The sequence below is a fragment of the Boseongicola sp. genome (genome assembly GCF_057460485.1).
The window spans coordinates 1-16,081 of sequence record NZ_JBVCWP010000067.1; the positions used below are offsets into that span (position 1 = coordinate 1).

The 16,081-nt window shown below is 57.6% G+C and carries 21 protein-coding genes and 1 pseudogene; 10 read left to right on the forward strand and 12 right to left on the reverse strand.

Annotated elements, in window-relative coordinates; all coding sequences use genetic code 11:
- Nucleotides 1–390: 390 nt before the first annotated feature.
- From AC221Y_RS10000 to AC221Y_RS10020, 5 genes are all read right to left on the reverse strand, one after another.
- A complete protein-coding gene (locus tag AC221Y_RS10000) occupies nucleotides 391–909 on the reverse strand; it encodes a CarD family transcriptional regulator (protein ID WP_299753218.1) in 519 nt (172 codons plus the stop codon).
- A gap of 273 nt (nucleotides 910–1,182) precedes the next feature.
- Entirely contained in the window at nucleotides 1,183–1,518 is a 336-nt protein-coding gene (fdxA, locus tag AC221Y_RS10005; protein WP_299753220.1) for a ferredoxin FdxA, read from the reverse strand.
- A 49-nt stretch (nucleotides 1,519–1,567) separates the two neighbouring features.
- Nucleotides 1,568–1,942, reverse strand: coding sequence for an RNA-binding S4 domain-containing protein (locus AC221Y_RS10010; RefSeq protein WP_299753252.1), 375 nt, complete (start codon nucleotides 1,940–1,942; stop codon nucleotides 1,568–1,570).
- On the reverse strand, nucleotides 1,939–4,794 hold the full coding sequence (locus AC221Y_RS10015) for a helicase-related protein (protein WP_486707267.1): 2,856 nt from the start codon (nucleotides 4,792–4,794) through the stop codon (nucleotides 1,939–1,941). Before AC221Y_RS10015 ends, AC221Y_RS10010 begins: the two co-directional genes overlap by 4 nt.
- 429 nt (nucleotides 4,795–5,223) lie before the next feature.
- Entirely contained in the window at nucleotides 5,224–5,781 is a 558-nt protein-coding gene (locus AC221Y_RS10020; RefSeq protein ID WP_299753224.1) for a TlpA family protein disulfide reductase, read from the reverse strand.
- A gap of 25 nt (nucleotides 5,782–5,806) precedes the next feature.
- Between AC221Y_RS10020 and argH the strand changes: the two genes are divergently transcribed.
- The 10 genes from argH (at nucleotide 5,807) to AC221Y_RS10070 (ending at nucleotide 11,729) form a co-directional block, all read left to right on the forward strand.
- Nucleotides 5,807–7,195 carry an argininosuccinate lyase gene (argH, locus tag AC221Y_RS10025; protein ID WP_299753226.1) on the forward strand — a complete coding sequence of 463 codons (1,389 nt, stop codon included), beginning with the start codon at nucleotides 5,807–5,809 and terminating at the stop codon, nucleotides 7,193–7,195.
- A complete protein-coding gene (locus AC221Y_RS10030; RefSeq protein ID WP_486707268.1) occupies nucleotides 7,192–7,350 on the forward strand; it encodes a hypothetical protein in 159 nt (52 codons plus the stop codon). The genes argH and AC221Y_RS10030 overlap by 4 nt, the downstream gene beginning before the upstream one ends.
- Nucleotides 7,347–7,475 carry a hypothetical protein gene (locus AC221Y_RS10035; protein WP_299753230.1) on the forward strand — a complete coding sequence of 43 codons (129 nt, stop codon included), beginning with the start codon at nucleotides 7,347–7,349 and terminating at the stop codon, nucleotides 7,473–7,475. The genes AC221Y_RS10030 and AC221Y_RS10035 overlap by 4 nt, the downstream gene beginning before the upstream one ends.
- The gene (locus AC221Y_RS10040; RefSeq protein ID WP_299753232.1) at nucleotides 7,476–7,793 is read left to right on the forward strand and encodes a DUF2834 domain-containing protein; all 318 of its coding nucleotides are present in this window, start codon (nucleotides 7,476–7,478) and stop codon (nucleotides 7,791–7,793) included.
- A 7-nt stretch (nucleotides 7,794–7,800) separates the two neighbouring features.
- The gene (locus AC221Y_RS10045) at nucleotides 7,801–8,412 is read left to right on the forward strand and encodes a ribonuclease D (protein ID WP_299753234.1); all 612 of its coding nucleotides are present in this window, start codon (nucleotides 7,801–7,803) and stop codon (nucleotides 8,410–8,412) included.
- A gap of 154 nt (nucleotides 8,413–8,566) precedes the next feature.
- Nucleotides 8,567–9,172: a hypothetical protein gene (locus tag AC221Y_RS10050; protein ID WP_299753236.1), complete on the forward strand. Its 606-nt coding sequence runs from the start codon at nucleotides 8,567–8,569 to the stop codon at nucleotides 9,170–9,172.
- A gap of 13 nt (nucleotides 9,173–9,185) precedes the next feature.
- A complete protein-coding gene (locus AC221Y_RS10055) occupies nucleotides 9,186–9,683 on the forward strand; it encodes an LptA/OstA family protein (RefSeq protein WP_486707269.1) in 498 nt (165 codons plus the stop codon).
- Nucleotides 9,683–10,438 (forward strand): LPS export ABC transporter ATP-binding protein, encoded by a 756-nt coding sequence (lptB, locus tag AC221Y_RS10060; protein ID WP_486707270.1) that lies wholly within the window; start codon nucleotides 9,683–9,685, stop codon nucleotides 10,436–10,438. Before AC221Y_RS10055 ends, lptB begins: the two co-directional genes overlap by 1 nt.
- Nucleotides 10,439–10,640: 202 nt before the next feature.
- The gene (hpf, locus tag AC221Y_RS10065) at nucleotides 10,641–11,210 is read left to right on the forward strand and encodes a ribosome hibernation-promoting factor, HPF/YfiA family (protein ID WP_299753240.1); all 570 of its coding nucleotides are present in this window, start codon (nucleotides 10,641–10,643) and stop codon (nucleotides 11,208–11,210) included.
- A gap of 54 nt (nucleotides 11,211–11,264) precedes the next feature.
- Nucleotides 11,265–11,729, forward strand: a complete 465-nt coding sequence (locus AC221Y_RS10070; protein WP_299753242.1) for a PTS sugar transporter subunit IIA — start codon at nucleotides 11,265–11,267, stop codon at nucleotides 11,727–11,729.
- On the opposite strand, the gene AC221Y_RS10075 is transcribed toward AC221Y_RS10070, so the two are convergent.
- From AC221Y_RS10075 to AC221Y_RS10105, 7 genes and pseudogenes are all read right to left on the reverse strand, one after another.
- Nucleotides 11,717–12,118, reverse strand: a complete 402-nt coding sequence (locus AC221Y_RS10075) for a hypothetical protein (protein WP_486707271.1) — start codon at nucleotides 12,116–12,118, stop codon at nucleotides 11,717–11,719. The genes AC221Y_RS10070 and AC221Y_RS10075 overlap by 13 nt on opposite strands.
- 39 nt (nucleotides 12,119–12,157) lie before the next feature.
- Nucleotides 12,158–12,331, reverse strand: a complete 174-nt coding sequence (locus AC221Y_RS10080) for a hypothetical protein (protein ID WP_299753246.1) — start codon at nucleotides 12,329–12,331, stop codon at nucleotides 12,158–12,160.
- Nucleotides 12,332–12,343: 12 nt separating this feature from the next.
- Nucleotides 12,344–12,754, reverse strand: a complete 411-nt coding sequence (locus tag AC221Y_RS10085) for a hypothetical protein (protein WP_486707272.1) — start codon at nucleotides 12,752–12,754, stop codon at nucleotides 12,344–12,346.
- 254 nt (nucleotides 12,755–13,008) lie between these two features.
- Nucleotides 13,009–14,172 (reverse strand): glycosyltransferase family 4 protein, encoded by a 1,164-nt coding sequence (locus AC221Y_RS10090; RefSeq protein ID WP_486707273.1) that lies wholly within the window; start codon nucleotides 14,170–14,172, stop codon nucleotides 13,009–13,011.
- 43 nt (nucleotides 14,173–14,215) lie between these two features.
- Nucleotides 14,216–15,115 (reverse strand): UTP--glucose-1-phosphate uridylyltransferase GalU, encoded by a 900-nt coding sequence (gene galU, locus AC221Y_RS10095; RefSeq protein ID WP_299752012.1) that lies wholly within the window; start codon nucleotides 15,113–15,115, stop codon nucleotides 14,216–14,218.
- Between the two features lie 332 nt (nucleotides 15,116–15,447).
- A complete protein-coding gene (locus tag AC221Y_RS10100) occupies nucleotides 15,448–15,897 on the reverse strand; it encodes a hypothetical protein (protein ID WP_486707274.1) in 450 nt (149 codons plus the stop codon).
- Nucleotides 15,875–16,081 (reverse strand): annotated as a pseudogene (locus tag AC221Y_RS10105) (hypothetical protein); the annotation flags it as partial. The gene AC221Y_RS10100 and the pseudogene AC221Y_RS10105, both read right to left, overlap by 23 nt.

The window sequence follows — 16,081 nt, forward strand, 5'->3', positions numbered from 1 at the left end:
ACTAACCGAACCTTCCTATCAGGAGGCCATTCCCGCCAATAGTGACGCCCATCCCGCGTCAGCGGGTTCATTCAATCCCCTCGATTCACATCAATCGCAAACCGCTCTAGTCAAGCAAATAAGGAAAATTTGATCCTGCACCAGAGAGGGTAGGCAGGGAAGAACCGGCCGCAACTTTTCTTCTGACAGCACCGGCCGAAGGGATGTTCGGGAACCCTGAGTGGACTGACAGTCTGGCGACGATAGGGCCGGTTCGTTAAGCCGTTGGCCCCAAGAAGATCACCACGCAGCTTGAGCGGATCCTGGAGACGGTCGCGGCCTGAAGGGGCGCAAATGAAAACCGGCGGAACCCTTCAGTCCCGCCGATCCATGTCTTAAAACGAAAAGCGCTTATGCCGCTGCTGTTGCGCGGCCTACAAGCACATCGTTCACCTGACTTTGCGCATCAAGTTCATCGCAACCACTGACGGCCGAGATCTCGCGAGAGAGACGTTCAATTGCTGCTTCGTAAAGCTGACGCTCAGAGTAGCTTTGCTCACGCTGGTCGTCGGCGCGGTGCAGGTCGCGCACCACTTCAGCAATCGCGATCAGGTCGCCCGAGTTGATCTTCTGTTCGTATTCTTGGGCGCGACGCGACCACATGGCCTTCTTCACGCGGGCCTTACCCTTCAGCGTGGTCATCGCTTTGGCAACCACGTCAGGAGACGACAGCGTCCGCATGCCCACGTCGGCGGCTTTGTTTGTCGGAACGCGCAGTGTCATCTTGTCCTTCTCGAACGAGATCACGAACAGCTCCAGCATAAGGCCGGCGATGTCCTGTTCTTCGATCGAAATGATCTGACCCACGCCATGCGCAGGATAGACAATGAAGTCATTCGGACGGAATTCCATTTTCTTTGGCTTGGTCATGCAGATTTTATCCTTCTCGGCCCCAAATAATTTGACGACAAAAACACTCCGGGAACACATGTATCCTCCCGTCGCTTTCGATCTGTCGATGTCGGTGATATTGAAACGGTCCTGTCCCGGACCGCGTCATCCCGCTCTGTGTATTCCTTAACATAGCAAAAAAATGACCCATTTCCAAGTCACATGGCAAAATTGCTATACGCCGTTGCATCATTGGGTGTTTGGCTGCAATTCGCGCAGGGGTTGAAGTCGAATCGGTAGCCGATGCGTGACTTAGCCGCCTTCGCCCGGAGTCTCCGAGAACACGTCCATCTTACCTGGCTTGCCGTCCATCTCGTCCGCGGTAGGCAGCGGGTCTTTTTTGGTGATAATCACCGGCCACAGCTCGGAATACTTCCGGTTGAATTCGACCCATTTTTCCATGTCAGGTTCTGTGTCCGGGCGGATTGCGTCGGCCGGGCATTCTGGCTCGCAGACGCCGCAGTCGATGCATTCTTCCGGGCTGATAACCAGCATGTTTTCGCCTTCGTAGAAGCAATCCACGGGGCATACCTCGACGCAGTCGGTATATTTGCAGGCAATGCAGCTGTCATTGACGATGTAGGTCATAAAACGGTCTCATAAAGAATACCGTAGCTGCCTAGCCCAGCGTGGAAATTCATTCAAGCGGACCATCGCGGTAAAGGCGTTCATTGCGACGATCTTTCCCAGTCGGGCGACCCTTTCCCTGGAAACGCGGGTTTTGCGGAACAGGGTCTTCTGGTGGGGTCAAATCGGTGTAGAGCGCCTGGGCTTCGGGCGCTGGGCCGCGTCGGGTCGAGAGTGCCTCCACCCGGATCACTCGCACACGGCGTGATTGTGGAAAAGTCAGGGTCAGGCCGGGGCGCAGTCCGTAACTTGGCTTTGAAACGCGATCCCCGTCGACGCGGACACGACCCGCCGAGACCAACTTTGTCGCCAGCCCGCGCGTTTTAAAAAATCGCGCGTGCCAAAGCCATTTGTCTAAGCGCTGCGTCGCGCCTGCTTCGGTCAGTTTTTCTTACCCGTCAGACCCATCAGGGCCTGAGCAAACGGGTTATCCGGGTCGATGGCTTTTTCTTTACGCGGGGGCCGCGCCTCGAAATTGCGAACTGCGTTTGCACCGTCTTTGCCGCGTGGTTTGCCTTTTCCCTTCGGCTTTCCGCCGGATTTGCCACCAGGTTTGCCTTGTGGACGTCCACCTTGGCGTTCTTGCTGCTGTTGCTGGCGGCCACGATTGCCACTCCAGGCGAAGGTATAGAAGACATCTAGAGTGTCTTCGGCTGGTTTTTCCAGGGTTTCGGCTGCTGGTTCTGCTGTTTCTGCCGGTGCTTGTTCGCCAACCGGTTCAACTGCTGCTGGCTCTTCAGGCGAGGCAGTCTCTGGGGCAGCTTCTGAGGTGTCTTCAGCCTCGGCTGCGGGCGTTTCCACAGGCGATTCTGCGGACGTTTCAACCGATGCTTCTTCGCTTGGGGTAACGACGACCTTGACCTTTTCGCGCGTTCCGCGCACAGCGCTGTAGCCTAGGCCTTCCATCAGTTTGGCGAATTGCTCAAGCGTCATGCCGGTGATCGAAAGCATGTCGGGGTTGGCTTCAAAACCGCCACGGCTGTCTTCTTTGCGCAGCATATCCGCAAGACGTTCCAGCATATCGATGCGGATCGAGCGTTCACCTGCCTGTTTGTAGCCAGCCATCAGCGCGTGATTGGCAGGCGTGCCTTTCGCGGTCGGGATAGTCACAAGGCCCGGTGGCGGGCTTTCGGGGAATTCATCAAGGTTGTTGGCAAGCGACCAGAGAACAAGCCGAAGCCGCGTCTGGGCGGGTTTAAGCAGAAGCGGCATGAAGACCGTAAACTGGCCAAAGCGCACGCCGTGCTTGCGCAAAACCGAGCGCGCATCCTGATCGAGCGCTTTCACGTCATCGGCCGCATCGCGGCGGTCGACGACGCCGAAATTCTCGACCATGCGGAAACCGAAGCCCCGTGCGAGGCCAGTCAGCGTTTCGTCACGCTGGATGTTCATCAGCGGCTCAAACAGCGCGGCAACTTTGCGGTCGATGAAGTGCTGGAGGCGGCGCTGGACCTTTTCGGCCACGTCTGGGCCGGCTTCGTCATCGACGAAGGCCTGCGCACGCGGCTTCATCGCGTCATCCCCGGCGACCAGTTTGCCGATCGCGTGTTCGCCCCACATGAGACCGCCTTGTTCGGTGAAGTCCATCTCGGTGTCCGGTGCGTTGTAGAAACGGTCGGCGCGGAGATGGAATTCAGGCTGGAGCGCCTGAATGGCGGCAGAGCGGACGGTCTTCGCTTCGTCCCCGGTTGCCGTGGCGTCCTGATGGAAGCGGAATCCTTCGATACGGCCGACGAACTGGTCCTCGACTGTGACTTCACCCTTATCGTTAACTTTGGCCACCAGGCCCTCCTTCTGTTTCAACCGGCGAAGCAGAACAGACGTCCGCCGGTCGACAAATCTCTGCGTCAGAGCGGTATGAAGCGCATCCGACAGGCGATCTTCTACAGCGCGCGTGGCGTCACGCCAATGACTTTCGTCCGAACACCACCCGTTCCGCTGCGCCACATAGGTCCAAGTGCGGATATAGGCCAGCCGTTTCGACAGGGTATCGATATCGCCGTCGGTGCGGTCGATACGGTTGATTTGCCGTGCAAGCCAGTCGTCGGGGACGCGCCCCAGTTCGTGCAGGTACCCGAAGATGCGCTCAAGAAGCTGGGCGTGTTCCTGGTGGCTGATACCGCGAAAATCGGGGATGCGGCAGACATCCCACAAAAGCCTGACCGATTCTCCGTCGCTGGCACGGGCGCTGACTTCGGCCACTTCGGCCAGGGTCTTGAGCGTCATCAGGTCGTCAGCTTCGCGCGCACGGACGAGCCATTCGTCTTCGGCCGCGACTTCCAGCGAGGCAACGAGATGACTGATTGAGCCGAATTGCAGCGAGGTGTTGCGCCATTGGAGTTTTTTGAGCGGGGTGAAGTTGTGGGCGGTGATTGCTTTGACCACATCGTCTTGCAGAGGGGGCGCTTCGCCGGTGACGCCGAAGGTCCCTGACGTCATGTAGCGGCCCGCGCGGCCGGCGATTTGCGCTAGTTCGTTGGGCTGGAGTTGCCGCATCCGGCGGCCGTCAAATTTCCGCAAGCCCGAGAACGCGACGTGGGTGATGTCGAGGTTCAGACCCATGCCGATGGCGTCGGTGGCAACGAGGTAGTCGACCTCGCCGTTTTGATACATTTCGACCTGTGCGTTGCGGGTGCGGGGGGACAGCGCGCCCATGACGACCGCTGCGCCGCCCTTTTGGCGCTTGAGCAGTTCTGCGATGGCATAGACGTTGTCGACCGAGAAGCCGACGATTGCGGCGCGGGGAGGCATGCGGCTGATTTTCTTTGAGCCGGTGTAGGTCAGTTCGGAGAAGCGTTCCCGGCGGTTGAAGTGCGCCTTTGGCTCAAGCGCTGCGATAGCGCTTCGCATGGTGTCAGAGCCCATGAAGAGCGTCTCGTGCAGGCCGCGCGCGCGCAAAAGGCGGTCGGTGAAGACGTGGCCACGTTCGGGGTCGGCGCAGAGCTGGATTTCGTCCACGGCGAGGAAATCCACGCCGATGCCTTCGGGCATCGCCTCAACGGTACAGACCCAATACTGCGTGCGGTCCGGGACGATGCGTTCTTCCCCGGTGACCAGGGCGACGAACGACGGGCCCCGGATCGCAACGATGCGGTCATAAACTTCGCGCGCGAGCAGCCGAAGCGGCAGACCAATGATGCCGCTGCGATGCGCAAGCATACGCTCAATCGCATAGTGCGTCTTACCGGTGTTGGTTGGGCCGAGCACCGCGACAATGCGGCCTTGGGATTGGGACATAAGAAATGCGGTCTCGGGTAATGCGGGTCCGGGGGGTTAAAGCGGATCGCGCAGGGCGGAGCAAGCGCGGGCATTTACCACGGACGCCGTGTAACGTTTACTTTTCGTTAGTCCTGTCAAATCAAAGCCACAATCTTGCGCTAATTTGGAAAAGTTAAGCCGTGTTTTTGTTTTTGTAACCAGTTGAGTATATTGCCTTATGACGTGTGGATTCCAACACTGTATGGGCCGGCATGAGTGTCTTTTGAAAGATACTTCGCCCTGCCCCGAATTCGAATGCTCCCAGACCTTGATGGAAATTGGCCGCTCGCGCAGCCGTATGACCTCCTATTCCCGAAAGGGATTTGTGGACGTGGATGCGCTTGTGGGGACCGAGCAAGGGGCAACGGCCCGAATACAATCACGACAAACGGTTTTTTAGCGCCGGTTTCAGCCGTCCGCCTCGGGCAAAAGCGCCTCTAGCACCGCATAAGCGCTTTCGCCGTTCCATTCGGCTTCACCGCGCATTCGGGCAATCTCGTTGCCGTCTGGATCGAGGATCAGCGTGATTGGCAGGCCAAGGACAGCCATGTCGCGGGCCAGTGCAGAGCGTGGATCAAGGTATTTCGGCAGGTTCTCGACGCCGATTTCCTCAAAGAAGCGGTCTATGGCGGGCTGAGGGTTGCGACCTGTAGCGATTGTGACGACCTCGAATGAGTCGCCGCCAAAATCGGTCTGGATATCAGACAGCATCGGCATTTCTTTGCGGCACGGCGCGCACCATGTGGCCCAGAAGTTGACCAGCACGTGCTTGCCTTCGAAATCAGCAAGCGTGAATTCGCCGCCTGATGGGTCAGTGAAGGTCTTGGACGACACAGCCTTGGGGTCGGAGAAGATCAGCTTCTTCATCATCCCCTCGCGCGCCGCTTCTGCCGCCGCAATATCTGCGTGGGCGGCGTTTGCACCAAGGACGAGGGCCGTGTAGAGGACGGCTGAGATATAACGCATGGGTCCCTCCGAAGGACGATTACTGATGACCGACAACGCAAATTCGATGTGGGGCGGCCGCTTTGCCGCTGGACCGGACGCGATCATGGAGGCAATTAACGCCTCGATCGGGTTCGACAGACGACTGGCAGGCCAAGACATCGAAGGCTCGCGCGCCCATGCCGCCATGTTGGCGGCCACGGGCATCATCGAACCTAGCGACGCTGAAACGATCCGGGAAGGTCTCCTCACGGTTTTGTCAGAGATTGAGACGGGCACATTTCAGTTTTCGACTGCGCTGGAAGACATTCACATGAATGTCGAGGCGCGCCTGAAGGATTTGATCGGGGAACCTGCGGGGCGCTTGCATACGGGCCGCAGCCGGAACGATCAGGTAGCTCTCGATTTTCGGATGTGGGTGCGCGATCAGTGCGATGGCGCGATCATGGGGATCGAAGCGTTGCAGAAGGCGCTTTTGTCGCAGGCCGAAGCGGGTGCCGACTGGGTGATGCCGGGGTTCACGCATTTGCAGACAGCGCAGCCTGTGACGTGGGGCCATCACATGATGGCTTACGTTGAAATGCTGGGTCGGGATGCGTCGCGGTTTTCGGATGCGCGGGCACGGATGAACGAGTCGCCTCTCGGCGCGGCTGCTTTGGCGGGCACGTCTTTCCCGATAGATCGCGAGATGACAGCGAAGGCACTTGGCTTTGACCGCCCGGCCGCGAATTCGCTGGATGCAGTGGCGGATCGTGATTTTGCATTGGAGTATCTTTCGGCTTCTACGATTTGTGCGATGCATCTTTCCCGGTTTGCCGAGGAACTGGTGATCTGGTCGTCGGCGCAGTTTCGTTTCGTGGTCATGTCGGACCGGTTTTCGACCGGGTCATCCATCATGCCGCAAAAGAAAAATCCGGACGCAGCCGAGCTTGTCCGAGCGAAGATCGGGCGGATTCTTGGGGCAACTGTCGGGTTGTTCACCGTGATGAAGGGGCTTCCGCTGACCTATTCAAAAGACATGCAGGAAGACAAAGAGCAGGTCTTTGATGCTGCCGACAGTCTAATGCTTGCCCTAGCGGCGATGGAGGGCATGGTCAGAGATATGCGTGCGAACGAGGCGCCTTTACGCATTGCTGCGGCCTCTGGGTTTTCGACGGCCACCGACCTTGCCGACTGGTTGGTGCGCGAAGCGGGGTTGCCGTTTCGCGATGCGCATCACGTGACCGGACGTTTGGTGGCGATGGCCGAGAAACAGGGCTGTGATCTGCCGGATCTGACGCTGGATCAGATGAAATCCGCTCATGACGCGATCACAGAAGGTGTGTTTGACGTCCTTGGCGTGGACAATTCGGTGAGAAGTCGCACATCTTATGGAGGCACTGCACCCGATCAGGTGCGTGCGCAGATAAAACGCTGGAAGGAACGTCTGGTATGATGAGAAAGCTTGCAATCCTCTTGGCCGTTCTCGTGACGGCGGCCTGTGAAAACCCGCAACTTGGCATCGGCGCGACATTCGGCAGCGGCGGGATGAGCGTTTCGCCAACCGTTTCCGGAAATGTCAGTGGCGCACGCGTTGAGGTGAGCGGATGAGACCAATTCTGGCGCTGGCGTTTCTGGTTCTGGCCGCTTGCGGTGTTGACGGGGATCCAGAGCCTGTTTCGGGCGGGATCACTGTCAGTGGTGAAGCGAAAATCGGTGTCCGGGGAACGCTGTAGATGTCGGCCCTGAGAATGGTTTATCTAGCGCTTGCTGTTTGGGGCGCAATCCACCCGATGTACTATTTCGTAACCTATATGCGCGAAACCGGCACCGGACTTAGCGGTTTGATTGATGCGTGGTACGTGAATGCGTCAACCACCGGGCTGACCTGGGATCTGACGATTGCGGCGATTGCTTTGACCGTGTGGATCATCGCGGAAACCGTGGTGCGCAAGAACTGGCTGGCGCTTTGGGGCATCCCGGCGACATGGTGCATTGGCGTTAGCTGTGGTCTACCGCTTTATCTGTTCCTGCGCACGCGCATCCCCAAGTGAGGACGTTATGACGAACACTTTGTATCAGGGCGATCTGCCAGACGATCTGGATCTGGGCGACATGGTTGCCATCGATTGCGAGACGATGGGGCTTAACCCGCATCGCGATCGTCTCTGTCTGGTGCAGCTGTCGGGTGGCGATGGGAATGCGCATCTGGTGCAGATCGCCAAGGGGCAGACCAGCGCGCCGAATTTGGAGCGTTTGTTGACCGATCCCGAGGTTCTGAAGCTGTTTCATTTCGGACGCTTTGATATTGCCGCGATGTTTCACGCATTCGGGGCGCTTACGGCGCCGGTGTATTGCACCAAGATCGCCTCGAAGCTGATACGGACCTACACGGATCGTCACGGGCTGAAGAATCTGCTGGATGAGCTTTTGAGCATCGATATTTCGAAGCTGCAACAGATGAGCGATTGGGGCGCGCCTGAATTGAGCGAGGCGCAGTTGAATTATGCAGCGTCCGATGTGCTTTATCTTCATGCCATGCGCGACAAGCTGAACGAACGTCTTGAACGCGAAGGGCGTATGGATTTGGCGCAGGCGGCCTTTGATTTTCTGCCGACGCGGGCGCAGCTTGATCTGGCGGGTTGGCCTGAGATTGATATTTTCTCGCATTGACCGCGGCGATGGAGGGGGTGTCTGCTCCGGCCCCCTTTGGCGGACCTCCACCGAGGATTTTTAAATCCACAGAAACAGCCGATCGGCGGGAAGGCGACCATAGCGGCGCTTGCCGGTTTCTAATCGTCAGTTCAGTCCTTATATGAGCAGTAAGATGGCTTCGGTTGATAATTCATATTCGCGGCTGGTTCTCTGGCTGAAAGTGGCGCTGCCTTTGGCGGCACTGGCTATATTATCAACGCTTTTCTTGCTGGCGAAAGCGCTCGATCCGGAGGCTGCTATTCCTTACGCAGATGTGGATGTGGAACAGCTTTTGCGTGATCAGGGGATCACGCGGCCGTCGTTTGGCGGAGTGACGCCGGACGGTGCGGCCTTGTCGATAAGTGCGGCGGCGATCCGTCCGGGTGAAAGTATCCGCAACGAGGTTATCGGGACCGAATTGGAGGCAACCATTGATCTGCCGGGCGGGACATCAGTCCGCATCACCAGCCCGGAAGGTACGATTGATATGGCCGCCAAGGTGGTGCTTTTGCAGGGTGGCGCGCGCTTGGAAAGTTCAATTGGGTATACGGTTGAAAGTGCGAATATTGTGACCCGGTATGACGAGGTTCGGGTGGCGACCGGCGAAGCTGTTGAGGCGACCGGACCTGGAGGGCGGATTACCGCAGGGGCCATGGGGCTTGACCGAAACGCAGCGAATGGCGCCTATGTTCTTGTTTTCAAAGATAGCGTTCGCCTGATATACGAACCGCAACCTTAAGGAGCCGCCACGCGTGACCCGTTTTCTGTTCGTCCTTGCCGTTTTGCTAAGTTTTCCCGCAGCCCTTGTGGCGCAAGGCACGTCTATTGCGCTGAGCACTGGTGCATATGACAGCGGTTTGCCGGTGGAGGTTTCTGCCGATGAACTGAGCGTAGATCAGGGCAGCGGCGAGGCGATTTTCGATGGTAATGTTCTTGTCGTTCAAGGGGATGTGCGGATGTCGGCCGGCAAGGTTGTCATCGTTTACGCGACAGGCGACAGCGGCAGTACAAACGGAATTGCACGGCTTGTAGCATCCGGTGGCGTGACCTTTGTGACGGCGACGGATGCGGCTGAGGCAGAAACAGCAGATTATTCGATTGAAGGCGGGACCGTGACTTTGACGGGCAACGTGCTTTTGACCCAAGGGCAAACGGCGATTTCCGGCGAAAAGCTGGTGATTGATCTGGCAGCGGGCAGCGGGCGCATGGAAGGCCGCGTGCGCACTGTGATCGGTGGAGGCAACAACTGATGGTGCCCAACCTCTTAGTTGCGGAGGGCGATCAGGGTCTGAAGATTCGGAATTTGCGCAAATCCTATCGCAAACGGCCGGTTATCCGCGACGTTAGTCTTGAGTTGAGACGAGGCGAGGTCGTCGCGCTTTTGGGGCCGAACGGATCAGGCAAGACAACGTGTTTTTATTGTATCGCGGGCCTCGTAATGCCGGACGGCGGGCAGGTTTTGATTGATGGACAGGACGTATCGACCTTTCCGATGTACCGACGCGCAAAGCTAGGTATTGGCTATTTGCCTCAGGAAAGATCTATTTTTCAGGGGCTTAGCGTCGAAGACAACATTCTTGCGATCCTTGAGATTGTTGAGAAAGACCGGACGAAGCGGCGTGAGCGGCTTGATCAGTTGTTGAACGAGTTCTCAATCGCGCACCTGCGCCGCACCCCTTCGGTTGCTTTGTCCGGCGGTGAACGGCGACGGTGCGAGATAGCGCGCAGTCTGGCCGCGAACCCAAAATATCTGTTGTTGGACGAGCCGTTTCCCGGAGTGGACCCGATTGCCGTTGGCGACATCCGCGATCTTGTAATAGATCTTAAAGAACGCGGTATTGGCGTGTTGATCACCGATCATAACGTCCGTGAAACGCTTGAAATTGTGGACCGCGCTTATATTCTTCATAACGGTGAAGTCTTGATGAGTGGCACGGCAGAAGAGGTGGTTGCGGACGAGAAAGTGAAGCGTGTGTACCTTGGCGATAGCTTCCGAATCGTTTGAAACACGCAATCCAACCATTGACAGCGAACGCTGATTTATCGCCAAATAAGGCTAATGATGGACCAAATGTCCTTGCATAACTGCCCGAACCAGCCGCCGAAACTGCGGACGGCTTTCGGCTATCCTCCAACAATTAACGACCTGTTTAAGCCCCTGTTTTAGGGGTTTTAGACGACTTTCAACTGTCCATAGGGAGACCCGTATGCGCTATCAGATTACCGGCAAGCAGATCGACATTGGCGAAGCTCTTCAAACCCATGTGAAGGACAATCTGACTGAAGTTATTGAAAAATATGCCGGGCGGCCCACAGATGCGTCCATCGTATTTTCACGCGATGCTCACGAATATGTCTGTGAGGCGACGGTACACCTCTCCACCGGACTGACAGCACAAGCCAAGGCGCGTGCGACTGAAATCTATGCTTCTTTCGATGGCTGCTCCGAAAAAATGGAGAAACAGCTTCGGCGATACAAGCGGAGGCTGAAAGATCACCACAAAGATCGCACGACTCCGGTTGAACTATTGCAAGGCTCCTCGTATATCCTCGCCGCATCTGATGAACCGGAAGAATTAGAACCTGAGACCCTTCAGCCTATGATCATTGCCGAGATGGAGGTTAAGATACCTTGGCTATCTGTCGGCGAAGCTGTGATGCAAATGGAATTGGCAGGGGCTCCGGTGTTGGTCTTCCGCAACGAGAAGCAGGACACCGGCGTCAATATCGTCTATCGCCGCGATGACGGAAATATCGGGTGGATTGACCCGGACTAAAGACAAGCGGACCGCGCCATGTTTTAGGCAAAGCCCCAGGGGATACGAAGCGTAATGGAACTGGCTACAATTCTGCGTTCGGACGCAGTGAAAGCTTTGCATGGTGCGACAAGCAAAAAGCGCCTGTTTCAGGAGATTGCTGACGTTGCGAACAGCGTCAGCGGTCTTAACCTAACCGATGTCTGTTCCGCCCTTCAGGAGCGCGAGAACCTTGGGCCGACCGGTGTGGGTCACGGTGTAGCCCTTCCGCATGCGCGGCTGCGGGATGTTGACGACGTGTTTGGGATCTTCATCCGGCTAGAGAAATCGCTAGATTTCGGTTCGGTCGACCGTCAACCAGTCGATCTGGTCTTCGCGCTTCTGGCGCCCGAAGACGCAGGCGTTGAGCACTTGAAGGCTCTGGCGTTGGTCTCGCGAACGATGCGGGACGCAAATATTTGTGCAAAACTTCGCGCGAACAACGACCCCGCGACGTTGCACACGATTCTGACGGAAACGCGGAACGTTCAAGCCGCCTGAGGCGGCTCCCAGCGGTCAAACCCAAACGTCATGAAATCGCGCTGGTCGGTGGCGCGGGTTGCGCCGTCGAGCGCCGCGTCGCGGACATCGGCCAGCGCGAAGGGTGTGGACGCTGAGAATTCGCTTTGGGCAGGTGGGCCGGTGACGCCCGCTTCCTTTGTGATATCGCTCAGACCTGTTGCGAGGGCGTCTTCACGGATCACGCGATCTGGAAGTGCGAAGTCGGTGATCGCTTGCAGCAAAATGCCCTGATTGGCCCGTGTGGTGTCGACCCGAAGCGGCGTCGGTCCGCCCAGATTACCCTTGAGAAAACCGGGGAACACCAGAAACGCCGCGCGTTGGTTGGCGGGGCTCCATGCTGTGTCTGATCCGTTTGGGAACAGCGGCACACCATATCGGTCGATCAGATCGGCGTCAGACAGATCGTCTTAGTCGATGTGAAGCGCGGTCTGTCCGGTGGTTTGAAGGAACCGGGCAAGGTTGGTCTGAAATGACGCCAGAGTGTTCAGAAAATCAGCATAATCATTGCCGTCTAACTGCACTTTTGCAGCGCGTGCGGCGGTCAGGCCTCCGAACCAACCTTGCGCCGTTTTGCGAGCCACCTTCAGCGTTACTTAGCTGTCGATGGGGCGGCGCGTGAGGATGATCTTGGCAGCTATAGGGTGTTCACGACACGTGGGGCCCATGGTCATAGAGCAGCCGAAGCCCGGCATGCCTTCGCCGGTGGGCTGCATGGCTTCGGTGACGCGAACCGGATCGGATTCGCGCGCGGTCATGGATGGACCGAATTGCAAGATCTGCTTGGGGTGGCCGAAGAAGTGCGGGACGAAGAGGTCACCCTGGACGGTGATGTCGGGGAACGCAGCGAGGTGTTCTTCCAAAAGGTTCGAGCCGTTGCGCATTCCGCCGAGGACAACCCAATGGTGAAATTCATGCGGAGCTTCGACCCCTGCGATCGGTCCGGCTGTATGCGGGTTGATACCCCTACTGCCCAGGTCTTGCAGGAAGGTGGCAAGGTGGTTCATGTCGCGAAGCGCCTCCATCACGGTCAAAGGCGGACGCCCCCGGCACCAAGGGATCTTTAAAACGGACCGCTAAGGTTCGGCGAGGGGCTTCCAGCACCTCGGCAAGGGTCGAGACACGGACCCAAGCACAGGTGCGCCGTTCGCACAGAAGATCCAAAAGGCGTGTTTCGCACTTTTGCAGGTGGGCCGCCTACCGGCGCAGGCTGTGAACCAGCTTGACTGCTTCCGACGGGACCCGAAATGGGGCGCAGCGATTAAATTAGTTCGAAGACACGGTCGAAGTGTTTTTCCCACGTTGGCAGCCCATAAGCGAGCAATTCAGCGCGGCGTTTCGTCCTTTGCGCCAAGTCTTCAGTGGCCAACCCCCGTATGGCCTGGAACCATTGATACATATCGGCTGGATCTGCGTAAATAGGCATGTCGCCCAGAAACAACTCTACCGTGCGCAGAGGCGCAGAAATCGACGGAACGCCAAGCGCTGTCGCCTCAAACGGGGGGAGACCGAAGCCCTCGGCATGGCTTGGGAACAACAGTGCGGTTGCTCCGGCAAGTTGCGCCTTCATTTCTTTATCGGCGAGCGAACCCAGTTCGAACACGGTCCTGCCGACGTGTGGCGAATTATCGAGCCAGTCAAAGACGGCCGGGTTTTTCGAACCACGCGCGCCGATGATCCGCAGGTCGGGGATACGGCTTGCGTCCATCTTGCGGTGCATCCGGTCCCAGATGTCGAAAAGAAGTTTGTGGTTCTTGCGTGGTTCGATCGTGCCAAGAATAACGAAGTAGGGCTTGTCACTTTTCGCCGGTGTTGCCGGCTGCCCGCCAACATCGATGCCAAGCGGCGAGACCGTGACCGGCACGCGATGGCCAGTGCCAACCATACGACGCTCGATGTTTTCGCGCACTTCGTCAGACGGCACGATGATGTGGTTGGCGTAGTTTATCGTCGCGGTGAGACGCTCGATGTATTTCGCACGACTGGCTTCGGTTTGGTACTCGGGGAAATCGACCGGGATCGTGTCGTGGATCATCACGATCTTGCGGTTGTCAGGCATCTCCATCATCGCGCGGAAGGTCTGCGAATTCAAGTTTGTGTGGCCGACGTTGATGTAGGCAAGCCCGTTCGGCATCCGCCACATGATCTTGCGGATCGACAGGCTTGACGAGCGAGATGAGGCAATTGCCCGGATCGTCGAGGCCAGATCAGCTCCATCAAGGTCATCGCGCTCAAGGTAGTCCGGCAGACGCGGCAGGCGGTCTGGTTCGAACATCAGGAAACCGCGCGGTGTGCGGATCAGCGCCCAGCCACCGCGACGGATCGTTTCATGAAGGTACGCACGCTCCACCCGGTCAATACCAGTCGCAGCGTGCGGACCAAGTCGCGAGAAAGTCCTGCTAAGATCAAGGACGGGGGTAGCCAAATTTGAGCGCCTACTTACTTCAGATTTCGGATTCTTATTACTACTAGGCCGCGCGGATCAATGGAGATATGTCGCGAAGGTATGCGGCAAACTCGTCCTGCAATTCTTCTCGTGCAAGGGCAAAACTAACGGTAGCCTGCAGAAAACCAGCCTTCGAGCCGCAATCAAAGCGCTGACCTTCGAATTTCAGGGCATAGACTTTGCGTTTGGCGTCCATTTCTTCGGCAATAGCGTCGGTCAATTGGATTTCACCACCCGCGCCGGATTTTTGACGGTTCAAGGTCTCCAGCACATCCGGGGTCAGGATATAGCGACCGATCACTGCAAGATTGGACGGGGCGTCAGCGACTTTTGGTTTTTCGACCATACCCCGAACCGATACCAGTGAGCCGATTTCGGATTCTACGTCGAGGATGCCATAGGAAGATGCCTTTTCCTTCGGGACTTGCATGGTAGCAACCATACTGCCGCCGGTCTCCTGATAGGCCTCGACCATCTGTTGCAGGCACGGTTTTTCGGCAGAGATTACATCGTCGGGCAGGATCACCGCGAAGGGTTCGTCGCCGATCAGCCTGCGCGCACACCAGACGGCATGGCCAAGGCCCATTGGCTTGTGCTGACGTATATAGGCGATTGCGCCGCTTTCCATATTTGTGGATTTCAGCGATTCCAGAAGCTCGTGCTTGCCTGACTTCTCGAGCGAGTCCTCAAGTTGGGGCGCATGATCGAAGTAATCCTCAAGCGCGTTTTTGCCGCGCGAGGTGACGAAGATAAATTCTGTGATACCGGCAGCGCGGGCTTCATCGATCGCGTATTGGATCAACGGCCGGTCGACCAGCGTCATGATTTCTTTGGGGACAGACTTTGTGGCGGGAAGGAAGCGCGTTCCAAGTCCAGCAACGGGGAAGATAGCTTTGGTTACTTGCCTTTTAAGTTCAGACACTCAGACCTCTTACATGCTTTGACGGCCGAACCGGCATGCCGGACGACCCTCGGTTACGATACAGGGTGGTCATCATCCCCACCGTCCCCTGCCGTTGGTTTTTTTTCGCCGATCCACCTTTGCAATGCAACTCGCCCGGTTTCTTCTTCCGCCCGTTCGGCAAATCTGCACCACCTGAAACGGTACCATTTCGAACGCTTTGGCCGAACAGGCCGCCGGTTTGTAACCAGATTCCAGGCTGACAGTATCCTGCATGGTCGTGAAGCGCGGTCAGGCAAAAGCCGAAGACGCTTGTCCGCTGGCCGGTGAGGGCGCGCGGGCGCTTGTCTTGCCTAAACCAGCGAGACGCGTGGCGAGCACATGATGCCCAGAGGGTTGGGCGTGGAAGGGCAGAAAGCCCGGCGCCGGCGCAGTTTTGCCTCAAGCAGGGTCAATTCCTGCGACAGCCCGGCCTGCCGTTCCGCAACAAGGGCCGCCAAAAGGCGCGAGATATCGCGGGGTTCGCAGGTTCCGGCCACCAGATGGCGCAAAAGGCGGCCTCGGTCACGCGGATACATGATCTCGACCAGGTCGATTGAGGTCGCTCCATGACGTCGTCTTAGAAACAGGGCCGTGCTGCGTGCGATGTCGAACAGATCGTCGGACGCCGCGCAGGCGCGCGGCGCTGGTGTGATGACCGTCGGGAAGTGGCGCAAACACTGCCCGATGGCCCGCGCCCGCAAGGCGAATAGAAAGACCCGTGTCGTCTTGAGAGCAGCGCTAGGCCGCATCAAAGCCGACAAGATCACACTGTTCCTCGCGGCGAATTGCAAAGTTGGTGCGAAAAAGTTTGACCGCGCGATCTTTAGCAAGAACAGAGACAAAAGGCTGATCGGAGAGGCATTGTTCACTGTGGGTTTCGGCTTCGGTATCCACCGATTCGGCGCACAACTGGAAGCTGATGCAGGTGCGACCGCGAACATGTCC